At 65.2% G+C, this 17,128-nt stretch carries 14 protein-coding genes; 11 read left to right on the forward strand and 3 right to left on the reverse strand.

Annotated elements, in window-relative coordinates; translation table 11 throughout:
- Nucleotides 1–77 precede the first annotated feature (77 nt).
- From speB to VUN84_03425, 8 genes are all read left to right on the forward strand, one after another.
- Nucleotides 78–1,175 (forward strand): agmatinase, encoded by a 1,098-nt coding sequence (gene speB, locus VUN84_03390; protein ID XAS64731.1) that lies wholly within the window; start codon nucleotides 78–80, stop codon nucleotides 1,173–1,175.
- Nucleotides 1,172–2,860, forward strand: a complete 1,689-nt coding sequence (locus tag VUN84_03395; GenBank protein XAS64732.1) for a thiamine pyrophosphate-binding protein — start codon at nucleotides 1,172–1,174, stop codon at nucleotides 2,858–2,860. Before speB ends, VUN84_03395 begins: the two co-directional genes overlap by 4 nt.
- Before the next feature lie 212 nt (nucleotides 2,861–3,072).
- Complete coding sequence (locus VUN84_03400; protein XAS64733.1) at nucleotides 3,073–3,558, forward strand: MarR family transcriptional regulator; 486 nt, start codon at nucleotides 3,073–3,075, stop codon at nucleotides 3,556–3,558.
- A 46-nt stretch (nucleotides 3,559–3,604) separates the two neighbouring features.
- The gene (locus tag VUN84_03405) at nucleotides 3,605–5,740 is read left to right on the forward strand and encodes an MDR family MFS transporter (GenBank protein ID XAS65748.1); all 2,136 of its coding nucleotides are present in this window, start codon (nucleotides 3,605–3,607) and stop codon (nucleotides 5,738–5,740) included.
- A 264-nt stretch (nucleotides 5,741–6,004) separates the two neighbouring features.
- A complete protein-coding gene (locus VUN84_03410) occupies nucleotides 6,005–7,738 on the forward strand; it encodes an ABC transporter ATP-binding protein (protein ID XAS64734.1) in 1,734 nt (577 codons plus the stop codon).
- A gap of 41 nt (nucleotides 7,739–7,779) precedes the next feature.
- Nucleotides 7,780–9,837 (forward strand): ABC transporter ATP-binding protein, encoded by a 2,058-nt coding sequence (locus tag VUN84_03415; protein ID XAS65749.1) that lies wholly within the window; start codon nucleotides 7,780–7,782, stop codon nucleotides 9,835–9,837.
- Between the two features lie 50 nt (nucleotides 9,838–9,887).
- The gene (locus tag VUN84_03420) at nucleotides 9,888–10,364 is read left to right on the forward strand and encodes a thioesterase family protein (protein ID XAS64735.1); all 477 of its coding nucleotides are present in this window, start codon (nucleotides 9,888–9,890) and stop codon (nucleotides 10,362–10,364) included.
- Between the two features lie 71 nt (nucleotides 10,365–10,435).
- Nucleotides 10,436–10,687, forward strand: a complete 252-nt coding sequence (locus VUN84_03425) for a hypothetical protein (protein ID XAS64736.1) — start codon at nucleotides 10,436–10,438, stop codon at nucleotides 10,685–10,687.
- 145 nt (nucleotides 10,688–10,832) lie between these two features.
- Here VUN84_03425 and VUN84_03430 read toward each other — a convergent pair whose 3' ends face one another.
- Together VUN84_03430 and VUN84_03435 are read right to left on the reverse strand one after the other, a co-directional pair.
- Nucleotides 10,833–11,324 (reverse strand): very short patch repair endonuclease, encoded by a 492-nt coding sequence (locus tag VUN84_03430; protein XAS64737.1) that lies wholly within the window; start codon nucleotides 11,322–11,324, stop codon nucleotides 10,833–10,835.
- A gap of 38 nt (nucleotides 11,325–11,362) precedes the next feature.
- Nucleotides 11,363–11,797 (reverse strand): pyridoxamine 5'-phosphate oxidase family protein, encoded by a 435-nt coding sequence (locus tag VUN84_03435; GenBank protein XAS64738.1) that lies wholly within the window; start codon nucleotides 11,795–11,797, stop codon nucleotides 11,363–11,365.
- Between the two features lie 330 nt (nucleotides 11,798–12,127).
- On the opposite strand from VUN84_03435, the gene VUN84_03440 reads away from it, so the two are divergent.
- Entirely contained in the window at nucleotides 12,128–12,733 is a 606-nt protein-coding gene (locus VUN84_03440; GenBank protein ID XAS64739.1) for a DUF6318 family protein, read from the forward strand.
- 177 nt (nucleotides 12,734–12,910) lie between these two features.
- Nucleotides 12,911–13,675 (forward strand): hypothetical protein, encoded by a 765-nt coding sequence (locus tag VUN84_03445; protein ID XAS64740.1) that lies wholly within the window; start codon nucleotides 12,911–12,913, stop codon nucleotides 13,673–13,675.
- 59 nt (nucleotides 13,676–13,734) lie between these two features.
- On the opposite strand, the gene VUN84_03450 is transcribed toward VUN84_03445, so the two are convergent.
- On the reverse strand, nucleotides 13,735–14,901 hold the full coding sequence (locus VUN84_03450) for a GAF domain-containing protein (protein ID XAS64741.1): 1,167 nt from the start codon (nucleotides 14,899–14,901) through the stop codon (nucleotides 13,735–13,737).
- A gap of 368 nt (nucleotides 14,902–15,269) precedes the next feature.
- Here VUN84_03450 and VUN84_03455 point away from each other — a divergent pair, with 368 nt between their 5' ends.
- Nucleotides 15,270–17,060 carry an NAD(P)/FAD-dependent oxidoreductase gene (locus VUN84_03455; GenBank protein ID XAS64742.1) on the forward strand — a complete coding sequence of 597 codons (1,791 nt, stop codon included), beginning with the start codon at nucleotides 15,270–15,272 and terminating at the stop codon, nucleotides 17,058–17,060.
- The last annotated feature ends 68 nt before the right edge of the window (nucleotides 17,061–17,128 follow it).

Here is a 17,128-nt window from a genome sequence, read left to right on the forward strand (position 1 = left end):
TTGATGCACAAGAGGCAACTTCGAGTGTATGATGGTTGTCACACCCGTCGGTCAATCCTCGAAGGAGAGGCTTTCTTTTGGAAGAGCTGCGCATCGAGGCCAATGGCAACCTTGGCCCCATCGATTCATCCCGCATTCCCCGTTACGCGGGAGCCGCCACCTACGCGCGGCTGCCCCGGCTGGATCAGGTCGCCAAGGCGGATGTGACGGTGGTGGGCGTGCCCTTCGATTCGGGTGTCTCCTACCGCCCCGGCGCCCGCTTCGGATCCAACCACATCCGCGAGGCGAGCCGGCTGCTGCGCCCGTACAACCCGGCCTGGGACGTCAGCCCTTTCGAAAACATCCAGGTGGCCGACGCCGGCGACATGGCCGTGAATCCCTTCAATATCAATGAAGCGATCGAGACCATCCAGCAGAACGCCCTGGACCTGAGTGCTTCCGGCAGCAAGCTGCTGACCCTGGGCGGGGACCACACCATTGCCCTGCCTCTGCTCCGTGCCGCTGCCGAACGCGCCGGTGAGCCGGTCGCCATGCTGCACTTTGATGCCCACCTGGACACCTGGGACACCTACTTCGGCGCCGAGTACACCCACGGCACCCCTTTCCGCCGTGCCGTTGAGGAAGGCATCCTGGACACCGAGGCCATTAGCCACATCGGCACCCGCGGCCCGCTGTACGGCAAGAAGGACCTCGACGACGACCACCGTTTCGGCTTCGGCATCGTCACCTCCGCCGACGTCTACTACCAGGGCGTGCTCGAAACCGTCGCCAAGGTCCGTGACCGGATCGGCAACCGTCCGCTGTACATCTCCGTGGACATCGACGTCCTGGACCCCGCGCACGCCCCCGGCACCGGAACCCCCGAGGCCGGCGGGCTCACCAGCCGCGAGCTGCTGGAAATTCTCCGCGGCTTCCGCGGCATGAACCTGGTTGGGGCCGACGTCGTTGAGGTCGCCCCCGCGTACGACCACGCGGACATCACCGGCGTGGCAGCCAGCCACGTCGCCTACGAACTGGTGACCTTGATGGCGGACCGTGCGGTGGACGGGGACCGCTTCGGTGCGCCGAACGGTTACGCTGCGCAGGCACTCGGCCAGGATTCCCGCCGTCCGGCAGGGTCCGCGGCCTCCGCGGCCTCCGCGGCCCAGCGTGTGGAGAGCGAAAAGTCCCGGTGACAGGCGTCCGCAACGGCGGCGACCTCGTCGTCGAAACCCTCGAAGCCCTTGGCGCCAAAACGGTCTTCGGCATCCCCGGCCAGCATGCCCTGGGTCTTTTCGACGCAATGGGCCGCGGCAACTTGCACTTCGTTTCCTCCCGGGTGGAAAACAATTCGGCTTTCGCCGCCGACGGCTACTCGCGCGCCACGGGCGAAGTGGGCGTCCTCTTCCTTTCCACCGGCCCCGGCGCCCTGACGTCGCTGGCCGGGCTGCAGGAGGCCTACGCCACCGGTGTCCCCATGGTGGTGATCGCGAGCCAGATCCCGCTCGAAGGACTCGGTGCGCGGCGCAAGGGCATGCTGCACCAACTCGATGACCAGAAGGCCTCGGCCGCCAACGTCACGAAGAGCCAGCGGCTGATCCAGCACGCCTCCGGCATTCCCTCCGCCATCCAGGACGCCTGGACGGAGGCCATTTCCTCGCCGCAGGGCCCCGTTTGGCTGGAAATCCCGCAGAACGTGCTGCTGGATCCCATCATGGTGCCCCCGGTGGAGGACGCCCTCGCCGAAGCGGCCGACAACCCGCCCCGGATCGAACTGGTCCGGGAGGCCGTGAAATGGCTGTCGACGGCGGAACGTCCCGCCATCATCGCCGGCGGCGGCGCACGCCGCGGCCGGGCGGAGAAATCGCTGCTCTCCATTGCGGAGAAGCTGCGCGCTCCGGTGATCTGCACGCCCGGCGGAAATGGCGCGTTCCCGTGGAACCACGAGCTCTCGCTGCAGGCCTGGATCGAGGACCAGCACATGACGGAGCTGCTCGAGGACGCCGACGTGCTGGTGGTGATCGGGTCCTCGCTGGGGGAAGTCACGTCCAACTACTTCACCTTTACGCCGCGGGGCCGGATCATCCAGATCGACGCCGAACCGCGCGTCCTCGAATCCAACCGCCCCGGCCTGGGCATCCGGGCCGACGCCGGCCAGGCGCTCGCCGACCTCGATGCGGCGCTGACCGAGCCGCACGGAGCAGGCGCGGACTGGCGCGGCACCCCGCCCGAGACGCTGGTCAAGGAAACCCTGGCCAAGGTCAAGGCACGGCTGGAATCCCAGGACCTCAGCAAAGAGCTGAAGTTCATGGCAGACATCCGTGACGCCGTTCCCGCCTCCATGCAGACCTTCTGGGACATGACGATCTCGGCCTACTGGGCCTGGAGCTGCTGGGACGCCCGCCAAGGCCAGTTCCACTCCGCCCAGGGCGCGGGCGGGCTGGGCTTCGGTTTTCCCGCCGCGATCGGCGGCGCCGTCGGCCTGGAAACCACGGGCATGCCCGGCAGTTCCGCCCGGGTGCTGGCCGTCTCCGGCGACGGCTCGGCGATGTACTCCATTTCCGAACTCGCCACGGCCAAGCAGCACAATGTGCCGGTCACCTGGCTGATCGTGGACGACGGCGGCTACGGCATCCTGCGTGAGTACATGGTCGGCGCCTTCGGCACGGCCACGGCCACGGAACTCTCACGCCCCGATTTCGTCAAGCTCGCCGAGGCCTTCGGCGTTCCTGCGGTCCGGGTTGCCCCCGAGGATGTCGGGGACGCGCTCAAGGCGGGGTTCGCGGCGGACGGTCCGAACGTCGTCGTGGTCGAAACGCTGCTGAAAATGTTTGCGCCCACCCATCTGGGGGAGCAGGCAGGACCGGTGGTCGGCGGATAGAAGCCGAGCCACCACCACTCCACCATTGCTGCGCGGACCGCCGGGCCTGACCTTCATCCGAAGGTCCGGCCCGGCGGTCCGCGTTTGGCGTATCTGCCGCAATTCCGGCCAGGCACAGCGCAGCGGACACCCCTCCAATAGGTTTAGTTTCCCGAAGTAACCAATTTGGGTATATAGTTGCCTTGGGCAAGCAATCAGAGGAGTGTCCTTCCGTGTCAGTGGAATCCAATGCCGCAGCCAAGCTCGTGTACCAGATCTTTGACCTCCAACGCGCTGTCCGGTGCGTTGCCGCCGCCAATGTGCGGGGGCAGGACACCGGCGTAGCACTGCAAGGCGTCCTGCGCTTTGTGGGTGAGGGCGAGTCCCGGGCCACCCACCTCGCTGAACGGCTTGGCGTCAGCGCGCCGGTCCTCAGCCGGCACATCGCCGAGCTCGAGGAACACGGCTACGTCATCCGCCGGCCGGACCCTGACGACGGCCGGGCCCAATTAATCGCTTTGTCAGTCGCCGGGGCGCAGAAACTGCGCGTCATAGAGGACCACCGCACGGCGACCCTCCAGGCCCTGCTGCAGGACTGGAGCGAGGATGACGTCGAAGTTACGGCGGGCGTCCTCCAGAAACTTGCTGAGTCCCTCAGGACCACAGCCCGGGCAACGACGGCCGGACCCGCACACACGACCGAAATTGTTGAGGAGTAGAAATATGGCCAGCCACGCCGCCGCCACAGGGCCGTCCCCGGCCCCGATGGACAAGAAGCCGGGGGCGCCCCGCGCGTCCCAACCCGCCGGGGAGCCCACGGAAATGACCCACCGGCAGATCATGGAAGCGCTCACCGGGCTGTTGGCGGCCTTCTTCACCGCCATTCTCAGCAGCACGATTGTGGCGAATGCGCTCCCCACCATCATGTCCGAGCTCAAGGGAACCCAGACCGACTTCGCCTGGGTCATCACGGCCGCACTCCTGGCCAACGCTGCCACCACCCCCATTTGGGGCAAACTGGCCGACCTCTTCAACAAGAAGGTCCTCGTCCAGCTCAGCATCGTGATCTTCGTGGCCGGCTCGGTCATGGCCGGCCTGTCCGAGACCATCCCGCTGCTGCTCACCGCCCGGGTCATCCAGGGCATCGCGATGGGTGGCCTCACCGCCCTGGCCCAGGCCATCATCGGTTCAATGATCCCGCCGCGCGACCGCGGCAAGTACTCCGGCTACATGGGCGGCGTGATGGCCGTCGGCACAGCCGGCGGCCCCCTCCTGGGCGGCTTTATCGTGGACAGCCCCCTGGGCTGGCGGTGGACGTTCTTCGTCTGCGTTCCGCTCGCCGTCGTGGCACTGATCCTGCTGCAGGTGACCCTGAAGATCCAACACGTCAAGCGGCCAGCCAAAATCGACTGGCTCGGCTCCATCCTGCTGACCTCCGGCGTCAGCCTGCTGCTGATCTGGGTCTCCTTCGCCGGCAACCCGGACTACTACGACTGGTGGTCCTGGCAGACAGTTGTCATGGTGGGCGGCGGCGTTGCCCTGCTGGCCCTGCTGGTCCTGGTGGAATCCAAGGTGGCCCAGCCCATCATTCCGCTGAACATCATTTCCGAGCGGACCACGGCCCTGGCGATCCTCGCTTCGGTGGCCGTCGGCGTGGGCATGTTCGGCTCCTCCACCTTCCTGGGCCAGTACTACCAGGTGGCCCGCGGCGCCAGCCCCACGGAAGCCGGCCTGCTGACCCTGCCCATGATCGCGGGCAACCTGATCGGTTCCGTCGCTTCCGGCCTGCTGATCAGCCGTACCGGCAAATGGAAGCGGTACCTGGTGGCCGGCGCCGTCCTGCTCATCGGCGGGCTGGGCATGGCAGGCAGCATGGACCACACCACCGAACTCTGGATGACCGGTATTTACACAGCCATTCTGGGCGTCGGGCTGGGCCTGCTGATGCAGAACCTCGTTCTCGCCGTCCAGAACACGGTCCAGGCCAAGGACATTGGCACTGCCAGTGCCTCCGTGGCCTTCTTCCGGGCTGTTGGCGGCGCGATCGGCGTCTCGGTGCTGGGCGCCGTCCTGGCCAACCGGGTCAAAGCCCTCGTGATAGAAAAGCTCGCGGCCTCCGGCGCCCAGGCGCCGGCCGGATCCTCCGCGGCCACCATGGACCTGAACGACATGCCGGCGCCGCTGCGTGAGATCATGCGGGCGGCTTACGGCGACGCAATCGCCGAGGTCTTCCTGATTTCGGCCATCGTTGGCCTGGTGGCGCTGGTAGCTGTCCTGCTGATCAAGGAACGTCCGCTGCGCCGCACCGTCGACATCCGGCCTGAACCTGCCGAAAACGGCGGAAACCTTGCCTTCGAGACCACACCGGCCGCCGGCCGTGTCCCGGCAAGTTCGGCCGGCACCGCCGGAGTCGGGGCGGCCACGGCTGCCCCATCTGCAGCCGGCACCGGAGTCAGCAGCGGCACCGGCACCGTGGATTTGGACCTGGAATTTCTGGAGGTGCTCAGCCGGCAACACGCCGAATCCCACGGCCCGGACGCGGCCCGCGCGGAGGCCGGCGTGAGTTCCGGCCCGGGGGAGTCCGACGGCCACCGGGCGGTCGAGAGAGAAGGCGCCCGGCAACGGTCCCGCACCCTCGTCGCCGCGGACCGGCCTGACGTGGCCGACGTCGTCCCCGTGTTGCTCCAGACCCAGCAGTTGCTGGCGCAGCAGCAACTTCAGCTCGTGGCGGCGATCCGAGCGGTCAACGAACAAGCTGCGCAGCAGCGGGAAATTGCTGCCCAACAGGCATGCACTGCCGAGGAGCTCACAGCCTTGGGCCGCCAGTTGGCCAAGCAGCGCAAGCTCCAGCGCGCTGCCGCGGATTACCTCGCCACGCACGGGCGGCACCGGACAGAGTAAGCGGCAGTACAGGACCGGCAGCAGCCAACGCCGGGAACAGCACGCAGCACGGCCCGGGCGGCCGCCTCCACCAGGCGGCCGCCCTTGGCGTCAGCAGTGCAGCCGACTTTTTTGCCTCCGATATTCCGCCGGGGCGCGACGTTTCGTAGAGTTGGAACGCTATGGCTGTCAGCCCCGTCTGCTACTACTGGGTGCACGGGCTGAAGATTTCTCTTCGGGCTCTTTCCAGCCTCAACTATTCGTTCGTCCTAAGGACTCGTGGGCATGCTCGTCACCCTCATACGGCGCTACTCCAAGCCGTATATGCCATACATCGGTGCAGTGATTTTCTTCCAGCTCGCCTCCACCATCGCAGCGCTGTATCTCCCCAGCCTGAACGCCCAGATCATCGACGAGGGCGTTTCGCGCGGCGACACGGATTACATCTGGCGGACCGGTGGCGTGATGCTCGGTGTAGCCCTCGTGCAGGTCGTCACCGCGATCGCCGGAGTTTACTTCGGTTCGAAGGCTGCCATGGCATTCGGCCGCGACCTGCGCCGCGGCGTGTTCCGCAAAGTCACCAGCTTCTCCGCCAAGGACGTCAACGTTTTCGGCGCCCCCACCCTGATCACCCGGGGCACTAACGATGTCCAGCAGGTGCAGATGCTCATGTTGATGGGCCTGAACTTCATGGTGGCCACGCCCATCATGTGCATCGGCGGCATCTTCATGGCACTGCGTGAGGACCTTAACCTGTCCTGGCTGGTCTGGGTGTCCGTGCCGTTGCTGGCAGTGGTGGTGGGCTACCTTGTGGTCCGGCTGATGCCGCTGTTCCGGTCCATGCAGACGAAAATCGACCGGCTCAACGGCATCCTCCGGGAGCAAATCATCGGCATCCGCGTGGTCCGCGCGTTCGTGCGGGAGCCGCATGAAGCCGAGCGCTTCGGCGCCGCGAACAAGGAACTCACCGACGTCTCGCTCAAGATCGGCGCCCTGTTCGTGCTGATGTTCCCCGCAATCGGCATGATCCTGCACATCTCCACCGCGGCCGTGCTCTGGTTCGGCGGCCAGCGGGTGGGCGCCGGGGAAATGCAGGTCGGCTCCCTGACAGCGTTCCTGCAGTACCTGCTTCAAATCCTGATGGCCGTCATGATGGGCACCTTCATGGCCATGATGATTCCCCGCGCCACCGTGTGCGCGGACCGCATCGGTGAGGTGCTCGACGTCGAACCCTCCATCCACGAGTCGGCCACCCCGGTCACTCCGGCCAGGAAGGCCGGCCGAGTCGAGTTCCGCAACGTCTCCTTCGCCTACCCCGGTGCCGAGGCACCGGTGCTGAGCGGCATCAGCTTCACTGCCGAACCCGGGCAGACCGTGGCGATTATCGGCTCCACCGGCGCCGGCAAGACGTCCCTGCTGTCCCTGCTGCCCCGCCTGTACGACGCCGCCTCGGGGGAGGTGCTGCTCGACGGCGTTCCCGTCACCAACCTGGACCGCGCCGAGATCACCCAGCGCGTGGCCATGGTGCCGCAGCGGCCCTACCTGTTCTCGGGAACCATCGAGCACAACCTGCGCTTCGGCAAAACGGAGGCCACCGACAAGCAGCTCTGGGACGCCCTGACCGTGGCCCAGGCGGCCGATTTTGTACGCGAGAAGAAAAACGGTCTCGGCTCACGGATTTCCCAGGGCGGCACCAACGTCTCCGGCGGCCAGCGCCAGCGCCTGTGCATCGCCCGGGCCCTCGTCACCGAACCCAAGGTGTTCCTGTTCGATGACTCCTTCTCCGCCCTCGACGTCGCCACCGACGCCCGGCTCCGCCGTGCCCTCAAAGCGAAAACCGCCGACGCCACCGTGATCATCGTCGGACAGCGCGTGTCCACGATCGCCGACGCCGATCAGATCCTGGTGCTGGACAAGGGCCGGATCGTGGACCGCGGCACACATGAGGAATTGTTGCAGAGCTCCAGCACCTATCAGGAAATTGTTGAATCCCAGCTGACCGCGGAGGCCGTGGCATGAGCACCAACCAAAAAGGTACCCGCCCTCCGAAGGCCGGCGGGATGACCGCTACCGGCGCCGCGGCCACCGGCCCCACCGCAACGAGCGCCGCGGCCACCGAACCGGAGGAGGACTTCTACGAAGAGGAGTTCGTTCCCGGTGAGGCCGACGGCGGTATGTTCGGCAGCGTTCCCGCGAAGAAACCCCAGCACTTTTGGCCTTCCGCGAAGCGGCTAATGGGCCTGCTGAAACCCGAACGCGCCGGCATCACCGCCGTGCTCGCGATGGTGACGGTCGCCGTCGTCCTCAACGTTGTGGCGCCGCGGATCCTTGGCCAGGCGATGGACGTGATCTTCAGTGGAGTTGTCGGCAAACAGTTGCCTGCCGGCGGGTCCAAAGAGCAGTTCGTCGAGGGCCTCCGGGCCCAGGGACAGGATAACTTCGCGGACATGCTGGCCAGAATGGACGTTATCCCTGGCGCCGGCATCGACTTTCAAAAACTCGCGTTCCTGATCAGCGTGGTCCTGGTGATGTACTTCGTCGCCAACATCTTCCTCTGGCTGCAGGGTTACGTCCTGAACGTCCTGGTCATGCGGGTGGTCCGCCAACTGCGCGACGACACCGAGAAGAAGCTCAACAGGCTTCCGCTGAACTACTTCGACACCCGCCAGCGCGGCGACATCCTTTCCCGGGTCACCAACGACGTCGACAACATCCAGCAGGCGCTGCAGCAGGCCTTCGCGCAGCTCGTGAATTCGGCCCTGACGGTCATCGGCATTCTCATCATGATGTTCATCGTGTCCTGGCAGCTGGCCCTGATCGCCCTCGTGGCGTTGCCGCTCTCCGCAGTGGCCGCCGGCATCATCGGATCCCGCAGCCAAAAGCTCTTCGCGGCGCAGTGGAAAAACACCGGGGACCTCAACGGCCAGATCGAGGAGTCCTTCTCCGGCCACGATCTGGTCCGGGTCTTCGGCCGCGACGCCGACATGCTGGCCCGCTTCGACGAGCGGAACGAGGCGCTCTACCAGGCGAGCTTCGGGGCGCAGTTTGTGTCCGGAATGATCATGCCGGTCATGCAGTTCGTGTCCTACCTCAGCTACGTCGGCATCGCCGTCGTCGGCGGCCTGCGCGTCGCCTCCGGCGCGATGAGCCTGGGCGACGCCACCGCGTTCATCCAGTACTCGCGCGAATTCACCCAGCCGCTGGGGCAGATGGCGGGCATGGCCAACATGCTGCAGTCCGGGGTCGCGTCAGCGGAGCGGGTCTTTGAATTCCTCGACGCCGACGAACAGGACGCCGAGACGGCCACCGAAAAGTTGCCGGCCAAGACCGACGGGCACGTTCAGTTCCGGCACGTCACCTTCAGCTACACCCCGGACAAGCCGCTGATCGAGGACCTCTCGTTCACCGCCGAGCCCGGGCACACCGTCGCCATCGTCGGCCCCACCGGCGCCGGCAAAACCACCCTGGTGAACCTCGTCATGCGCTTCTATGAGCTGCAGGGCGGCAGCATCACCCTGGACGGGGTGGACATCACCCAGTTGAGCCGCGCTGAACTGCGGTCCAAGGTGGGCATGGTGCTGCAGGATGCCTGGCTGTTCGGCGGCACCATTTACGACAACATCCGTTACGGCAAGCTCGATGCCACCGAGGAACAGGTGATGGAGGCGGCCCGGGCCACCTTCGTGGACCGCTTCGTCCGCGCCCTCCCTGATGGTTACAACACCATCATCGACGAGGAGGGCAACAACGTCAGCGCCGGCGAGAAGCAGCTGATCACCATTGCCCGTGCCTTCGTCGCCAACCCCTCGCTGCTGATCCTGGACGAGGCCACCAGCTCGGTGGACACCCGCACCGAAGTGCTCGTCCAGAAGGCGATGGCCGCCCTGCGTACGGACCGCACGAGCTTCGTCATTGCCCACCGGCTCTCCACCATCCGCGACGCGGACACCATCCTGGTGATGGAGGCCGGGCGGATCGTGGAGCAGGGAGCGCACGCACAGCTGTTGGAGATGAAGGGCGCTTATTACCGCCTGTACATGTCCCAGTTCGCCGGCGAAGACGCCGACCCGGCCTTTTCGGAAAACACGGCAGACGATGCGACGGCGGTACGCAGCTGAGCGCCGCCGGCACCGCGCCCGAGTCCCGGCGCATCGAGGTGCAGATCCCAATGCGCTGGGGCGACATGGACGCCTACGGCCATATCAACAACGTCCAGATCGTTCGCATTCTGGAGGAAGCCCGCATCGCAGCGTTCGGGCCGCCGCGAGGTTCGGGGTTGCCCGGAGTGGAGCCCCCGGCGCCGCTCTTCAGCGAGGTCCCGGCCGGGACCCTCGCGTTGATCGTCGAGCACAAGATCCGCTATGTCCGAACCCTCGAGTACCGGAACGTGCCGGCTGTCGTGCAGGTGTGGGTCGGGGCCATCAAGGGCGCCAGCTTCGACATCCACTACCTGGTGCAGGACCCTGTCACGCGGGCGGACTGCGTCCGGGCCACCAGTCACCTGGCCTTCGTCGACGAGGCCACCGGGCGGGTGCAGCGGCTGACGCCGGAGCAGAAAACTACGCTCACCCGTTTCACGCCGGTTCCGGCGCAGACAGCCCAACCGGTCCCATCGCCTCTATCTGCTACCACCGAACATCCCTAAACTGGTCCCTTTACGGGCAGTCCGCCCGGCAATGAGGAACCAAGCTCAGAGTCAACAAGCGAGGACACATCATGGCAAACAAACGTGCGAAGAACGCCCGGAAGAAGACCTGGAAGGAACTCTCGCCCATGGCGAAGTTCGGCACCATCACAGCTTCCGCCGTTCAGATTTCACTGCTAATTGCGGCGCAGCGGGACATCTCACGCCGCCCGGCCGAGGAGATCCGCGGCGGCAAAATGCTGTGGCGGCTGGCCACCCTGGTCAACTTCGTCGGTCCGGGCAGCTATTTCACCTTTGGGGTTAAGCGGTCGGTGGCCAAGTAGTCGCCCGTTTGAGGTGCCGTTAGCTGGCTTCCTGTGCTCCGGAGCCGTAGAGCAAATGGCCCACGAACGCTTTCCCGGGCTTGCCGGGGTTGTTGGCGACATGCCAGCGGTAGGTCATTGCCTCCGGGTGGGGATGTTACCGAAGTCACGTCCGCCGTGTCGCCAAGGCCGCCGCGGGTTGCCTACGCAGCGCGGGCTGCGGGCGGAGTGGGTCCGTTGCCTGCAGGAAGTCGTCCAGTTGCTTTTCCAGTGCCGCACGGTCCTTGAGCCCGCATTCCCACACGGTGAGGACCGCCCAGCCCGAGTCTGCTAGCTGCCTGCGCTGTTCGGCGTCCCGGGTCCGGGTCCGGGTGCGTTTGGTTTCCCAGAACTCTGCGTTGGCCTTCGGCGCATGCTGCCCCACCCGGCAGTCGTGGAAATGCCAGAAGCAGCCATTGACGAAGATAACTTTGCGGCGGCCTGCGAACACCAGATCGGGATTGCCGGGCAACCGTGCTCCGCGGACCGCGCCGTGCAGCCGGTATCGATAGCCCTTGGCATGCAGTAATTTGCGGACTAGTAGTTCAGGCTTGGTGTTCTTCCCGCGGATCCGGGACATGTTCCAGCTGCGCCGCTCCGGGGTCAACTGGTCCGCCATCGCTTAAGTCTAGGCGGCCTGCGGCCTCGGACTGGCTGCTAAATCTCCCGCTCTGGATGCTCGCCGAACCGGAAGTGTCGGCCGCTCACCGAGGTGGGCTCGATCTCGACATAGAAGTCCTTCAGGGTGGGCACCCAGGGCTTAAGCTCCAAGGCCTCTGCCGCTTCGATCTCGGCGGACTGCTCCAACACCCGGGCCGTGCCACGAAGAACGACTGACCAGGCCTCTTCGGACAGGATGCCGTCCGTCTCGAACAGGATCTTGGCGTTGATGGTCAGCTCGGCAAGCTTGTTGCCCGGGGCTGTGCGGAGGTAGAGCTTCCTGCCGCTCACGGCGTAGTTCACGGGGAAGATATCGGGCTCGCCGCCCACGATCAGCACCAGCCTGCCGTGCTTGGTGCTCTCGATCAGCTTCCAGCTCTGATCAGCGTCGAGGACCAGGATGGGGTTTTCGCCAACATGTTCGAACATCATGGGTTCATTGTTCTGGGCTGTATCGAAAAACACCAGAGGCTAACGCGGGGAAGTCACCGTGAATCGGCGTGAGGTGGCACTGGTGCGGCGAAGCAACCGAACAGCGCCTGGAATGTCGGACCCCGGCCATAGTCTGACGCTGTTCGCCCCGGATCGAGTGCGCCGTTGGTCAGGCGGCAGTCTGTGGATAACTTGGATGTCCAAAATGTGATGTCAGTTACCCTTAAGTCATTGTTTGGCTTCAGGCGTCTTGATTTCTATCGGGGGGAATAGCTGACCATGACATCCCGCACTCCGTTCTTCGGCTGTCGCAGAAAAATTTGCGCCGTCTTGGTCGCCCTCTCCCTGTTCCCGATCACAGCCTGCACCGGCGGGGCAGCAACGCCGGGAGCGCCGGCGGCACCACCGTCCTCGAGTCCGACCGGGACGCCCACTCCGACGCCAACGCCAACACCGGCGGCCAGTTACAAGCCCGCCGACGCCTCCGGCCGGGCGCAAAACGTGCCCGTCCCCGAGCTGCCGGAAACCGCCAAGGCCGAGACGAAGGAAGGCCTGGAGGCGTTTGCGCGGTACTGGTTTCAATTGCTCAGCTACGGATACGAGACCGGCGAATTGGCACAATTTGAGGAGATGACGTCGCCGGATTGCGAGCCGTGCACGAAAGCGAAGAGCGTAATCAAGGCATGGCATGCAGAGGGGCGGTGGCTGATAGGTGGAAAGATCACCACTCCGACAGTTAGCACTGAGTTTGTCCCGGATGCTGCCGCAACTTATCAGGTAGTGGTTCAGGCGCAGCAGACGCCGCTCACCTACATGCGACAGGATGCGAGCGTTGCCCGAAGTGATCCCCAACCAGACGACACAGGCAACCTGTTATTGGTGACCTTTAGCGGCAGGAAATGGACTGTCCTAAACGTCGGCAGAATTGTCGGCTAGGTCGTGCGCATCCGAGGGGCGTCCCGTGTTCTAGAAGCATGGATTGTCGCTATGGCATTAGTTGTGTTCGCAGCGCCGGGCTTAGCTCACGCAGAGCCGCCCGATATCTTCGGTGATTGGAAGCCGGACAGCGTCAACGTTGGGGGCTGGCGCCTGGACCCAGCGACTGGGAAGTTCGTGGCGCTTCAACCGGGCAGCCCCAGTGCCGACCCGTACCAATACAAATATGAACTCCAGTGCCACCTCGGGGCTGGCGACTTTGACACGAACTGCCTCGCGGACCTTGTGGACTGCAAGAACGGCCCGGACGGCAAAGACGGCATCCCGGTCCTGTGGCTGAAAGCACCGGCCGGCGTGCCAAATCCCACATGGACGTACCACTCCGGACCCACGTGTCTCTTCGACCCAAGGCCTGAAGACTTGCTGCCCCGGATCGCAGCCATGATCCAAAAAGAGTTCCAAAAGCTGCAGGTCAGCGCAGGCTCGGTCACCGCGCAACCCAGTCCCCATACCCTTCGGGGAGCCGAGACCAACTTTTTCGCCGACGTAGCTGAGCAGCAGTTCGACATCACAATTTTGGCCCAAAAGGTGCACGTCACCGCCAAGCCCGTCCGGTATACCTGGAGCTACGGCGACGGGATCTCGCTGGGACCGCAGGCCGCCACCGGAGGGCCCCTCCCGCAGGACCGCTGGGGTGAGAAGACCGCCACCAGTCACGTTTATGCCCAGACCGGTGATTTCTCGGTGGTATTGACTACCCATTTCCAGGGCACCTACTCGGTCAACGGCGGACCACCCCTGCCAATCCCGGGGCAAGGGCAGTTCAGTGCTCCACCGCAGCCCGTCAGCGTCTGGCGTTCCATCACGCGGAACTATGCCGACGACTGCCTCCGCAACCCGCAGGGCCAGGGTTGCCCCGGCGTCGCACCCCCGGCTCCCTAGGACAGAGCCGAGCCAGAGAGGGCTGAGATCAGGCCCGCAGCGCGAGCGCCTGATGCCGCCTACGCCCGCAGTTCCCGGTCCAGTCGCTCCATCCGTGCCGTTACCAGCTGGGCGCGCGGATCCAGCGGCCCTAAAAGCTTCGCAGCCAGCGCCGCAGCGGCCGTGTCCGTGGACCCCATATCGGACGTGCACCACCGCAGCATCAACCCGGCATCGCCACTGGCCCGAACCGAGGCGCCGACGGCTTCATTGAGTTCATCCCGCAGGAAACCGATGGCGAGGTTGTTGGAACGATTGAGAAATTTGGCCGGATAAGCCGCAACCGCTGCAGCAACCCGGCCCTCCCGCAAGTGGCCTGCCACCGCCGATGCGTCTGTCTCAACCTTGACCGAAGACGAAAAACGGTAGGGGTTTGCCTCCACTACCTCGCCCAGCACGCTGCGGATCCGGTGCATCTCGGTCCGGATCGCCGCTGCGGTGCCCGCATCGCCGTGGATTTCAAAGGCCAACTCGTCGGCGCTCCAGCCCCGTGTCCGGGAGGCCAGCAAGGCCAGGATTTCGGCCCGGCGCAGTGTCAGCGGCCGGCGGGTGCCGCCGTCGACAGCTGCTGACGGGGCGTCCGCCAACAGCGTCAACTGGACCCGGACCCCGGAAGAGGCCCGTACTGAGGTGTTGACACCTGACCCGCTGCGCTCCGGGCGGCGGGAACCGTCCGCGGGAGCCGCGGATTTCAATAGTTCCTCGGCCAAGCGCACTCCGCACCGCACCAGACGAAGGCTGTCCGGTGTCACGGATTCGAACGGGCCGGATACGTCCAGAACACCGAGGATTTCCCCCGTCAGCGGGTCACGAATCGGCGATGCCGTGCAGGCCCAGTCGTGATGGGTCCGGACGAGGTGCTCAGCCGAGAAGAGCTGCGCCGGCGCACCCGTCACTAGGGCCTCGCTGATGGCGTTGGTCCCCACCCCGGCCTCAGACCAATCCGCCCCCTCGACAAACTCCAGCGAATCCGCAAGTTTCAGCGCTTGTTTGCTCCCCACACGCCAGAGCACCTCGCCCGCGTGATCGGTCACGATCAGGAGATGGCGCCCGGTCACGGTCTCATCGGCCAGGAGTTGGGACAGCGCAGGCATCACAGCCGCCAGCCGGTGGCCGGCACTGAGCGAGCGGGCCTCGGAAACTTCATGCCGGTGGACGGGTCGGTGTCCGTCGGGATTGATACCCATGGCAAGCGAACGTTGCCAGGACTTGATCAGGGACGGCGACAAATGCGGGCTTGGCGAGCCGGAGACCGAGGCTTCATGTGCCTTACGGAGGGCCCGGGCGTACTCTGCCGGCGCGGAAAATCTCAAGTCCGAGAGCTGCGTGAAAGAGCGACTGCCCGGCCGCATACTCATGTTCCCAACTCGCCCTCGAATCGTCGGACCCGTCCAGCTCAGGCAGCCCCTGACCGGCGGAACCAAGGCCGGGTTCAGGAGCGCTCTGTGTAACCCGATTGTAACCCCCGGTGATCTTTACTTGTGAGGCGGGTCACTGCACGGACGTCATGTCCTGCAGCGGCATCCGCCCACAGTTGGCAACGGAAAGAGGAATCATGCCTGAGACACCCAATGGCGTGGTCGAGGCGTGGCTGGCGCAGTTCGATGAGGCGCTGCGCAGCCACGATACGGACCGCGTGCTTGACCTGTTCGACGACGATTCGTACTGGCGCGACTTCGTTTCCTTCACCTGGAATCTCAAAACTCTGGAAGGTAAAGAGGACATCCGGCGCATGCTGGATGCAACCCTCGACGACGTGCAGCCCAGCAACTGGACCTTGGCGGAAGACGCCACCGGGGATGCGGCCAACACCGAGGCGTGGGTGAACTTTGAGACGGCCCAGGCCCGGGGCTACGCCCATCTGCGCCTCCGCAACGGCAAATGCTGGACCCTGCTCACCACCATGCAGGAACTCAAGGGCTTCGAGGAAAAAAAGGGCCCCAACCGGGAGAAGGGGGTCGCTCACCAGATCACCAAGGGCCGCAAATCGTGGCTGGAACTGAAAGAAGAGCAGGAAGCCCGGCTCGGCTACGAAGACCAGCCCTACACCGTCATCATCGGCGGCGGCCAGGGCGGGATCGGGCTGGGCGCCCGGCTGCGGCGGCTTGGCGTGCCCACCATCATCATCGAAAAGAACGATCGCCCGGGTGACTCCTGGCGGAACCGGTACAAGTCCCTCCACCTCCATGACCCGGTCTGGTACGACCACCTGCCCTACATCAAGTTCCCGGACGACTGGCCGGTCTTCGCGGCCAAGGACAAGATCGGCGACTGGCTGGAGAATTACACCCGGATCATGGAACTGAACTATTGGTCCAAGACCGAATGCACCGCCGCCCGCTTCGACGAATCCACGCAGGAATGGGTGGTGGAGGTGGTGCGCGACGGCGAACCCGTCACCCTGCGTCCCAAGCAGCTGGTCTTCGCCCTCGGCGTGTCCGGGTACCCCAGCGTCCCCACGTTCGACGGCGCCGAGTCCTTCCAGGGCGAGCAATACCACTCCTCCAAGCACCCCGGTGGCGGAGACTGGACCGGTAAAAAAGCCGTGGTCATCGGTTCCAACAACTCGGCCCACGACATCTGCGCCGACCTCTGGGAACACGGCGCGGACGTCACCATGGTCCAGCGCTCCTCCACCCACATCGCCCGCAGTGAATCCCTCATGGACCTCGCCCTGGGAGGGCTGTATTCGGAGCAGGCACTGGCCAACGGCGTCACCACGGAGAAAGCCGATCTGCTGTTCGCCTCGCTGCCGTACCGGATCCTGCCGGAAGCCCAGATCCCCGTGTACGCGGAGATGGCCGAGCGGGACGCCGAGTTCTACTCGCAGCTGGAGGCAGCAGGCTTTGATCTGGACTTCGGCGTCGACGGTTCCGGCCTGTTCCTGAAATACCTGCGGCGCGGCTCCGGCTACTACATCGACGTCGGCGCCTCGCAGTTGATCATCGACGGCCGGGTCAAGCTCGCCAACGGCGAGGTCGGCAAGATCACCGGCAACGCCGTCGTGATGGCCAACGGAACCGAACTGGAAGCCGACGCCATCATCTACGCCACCGGCTACGGGTCGATGAACGGCTGGCTGGCTGACCTGGTCTCTCCCGAGGTGGCCGACGCCGTCGGCAAGTGCTGGGGCTTCGGCTCCGACACCCCGAAGGACCCGGGGCCGTGGGAGGGTGAGCTGCGGAACATGTGGAAGCCCACCAACGTGGACCAGCTCTGGATCCACGGCGGCAATCTGCACCAAAGCCGCCACTATTCCAACTACTTGGCGCTGCAGCTCAAGGCCAGAATGGAAGGACTCCCGACGCCGGTTTTCGAGCGCCAGCCCACCCACCACACCCGCTGACCCGCACCCGCCGTGACATTCGCGCCCCCGGGAACCACACTGGGGGTGGCGGCCCTTTTCCTGACAAT

The organism is Micrococcaceae bacterium Sec5.8, assembly GCA_039636775.1.
Lineage (GTDB): Bacteria > Actinomycetota > Actinomycetes > Actinomycetales > Micrococcaceae > Arthrobacter.

What these genes read in the sequence shown, in the direction of transcription:
- VUN84_03455 (XAS64742.1), top strand. Translation starts at nt 15,270, where the DNA reads ATGCCTGAGACACCCAATGGCGTGGTCGAGGCGTGGCTGGCGCAGTTC.
- VUN84_03425 (XAS64736.1), top strand. Translation starts at nt 10,436, where the DNA reads ATGGCAAACAAACGTGCGAAGAACGCCCGGAAGAAGACCTGGAAGGAA.
- VUN84_03450 (XAS64741.1), bottom strand. Translation starts at nt 14,901, where the DNA reads ATGGGTATCAATCCCGACGGACACCGACCCGTCCACCGGCATGAAGTT.
- VUN84_03435 (XAS64738.1), bottom strand. Translation starts at nt 11,797, where the DNA reads ATGATGTTCGAACATGTTGGCGAAAACCCCATCCTGGTCCTCGACGCT.
- VUN84_03410 (XAS64734.1), top strand. Translation starts at nt 6,005, where the DNA reads ATGCTCGTCACCCTCATACGGCGCTACTCCAAGCCGTATATGCCATAC.
- VUN84_03430 (XAS64737.1), bottom strand. Translation starts at nt 11,324, where the DNA reads ATGGCGGACCAGTTGACCCCGGAGCGGCGCAGCTGGAACATGTCCCGG.
- VUN84_03405 (XAS65748.1), top strand. Translation starts at nt 3,605, where the DNA reads ATGGACAAGAAGCCGGGGGCGCCCCGCGCGTCCCAACCCGCCGGGGAG.
- VUN84_03415 (XAS65749.1), top strand. Translation starts at nt 7,780, where the DNA reads ATGACCGCTACCGGCGCCGCGGCCACCGGCCCCACCGCAACGAGCGCC.
- VUN84_03420 (XAS64735.1), top strand. Translation starts at nt 9,888, where the DNA reads ATGCGCTGGGGCGACATGGACGCCTACGGCCATATCAACAACGTCCAG.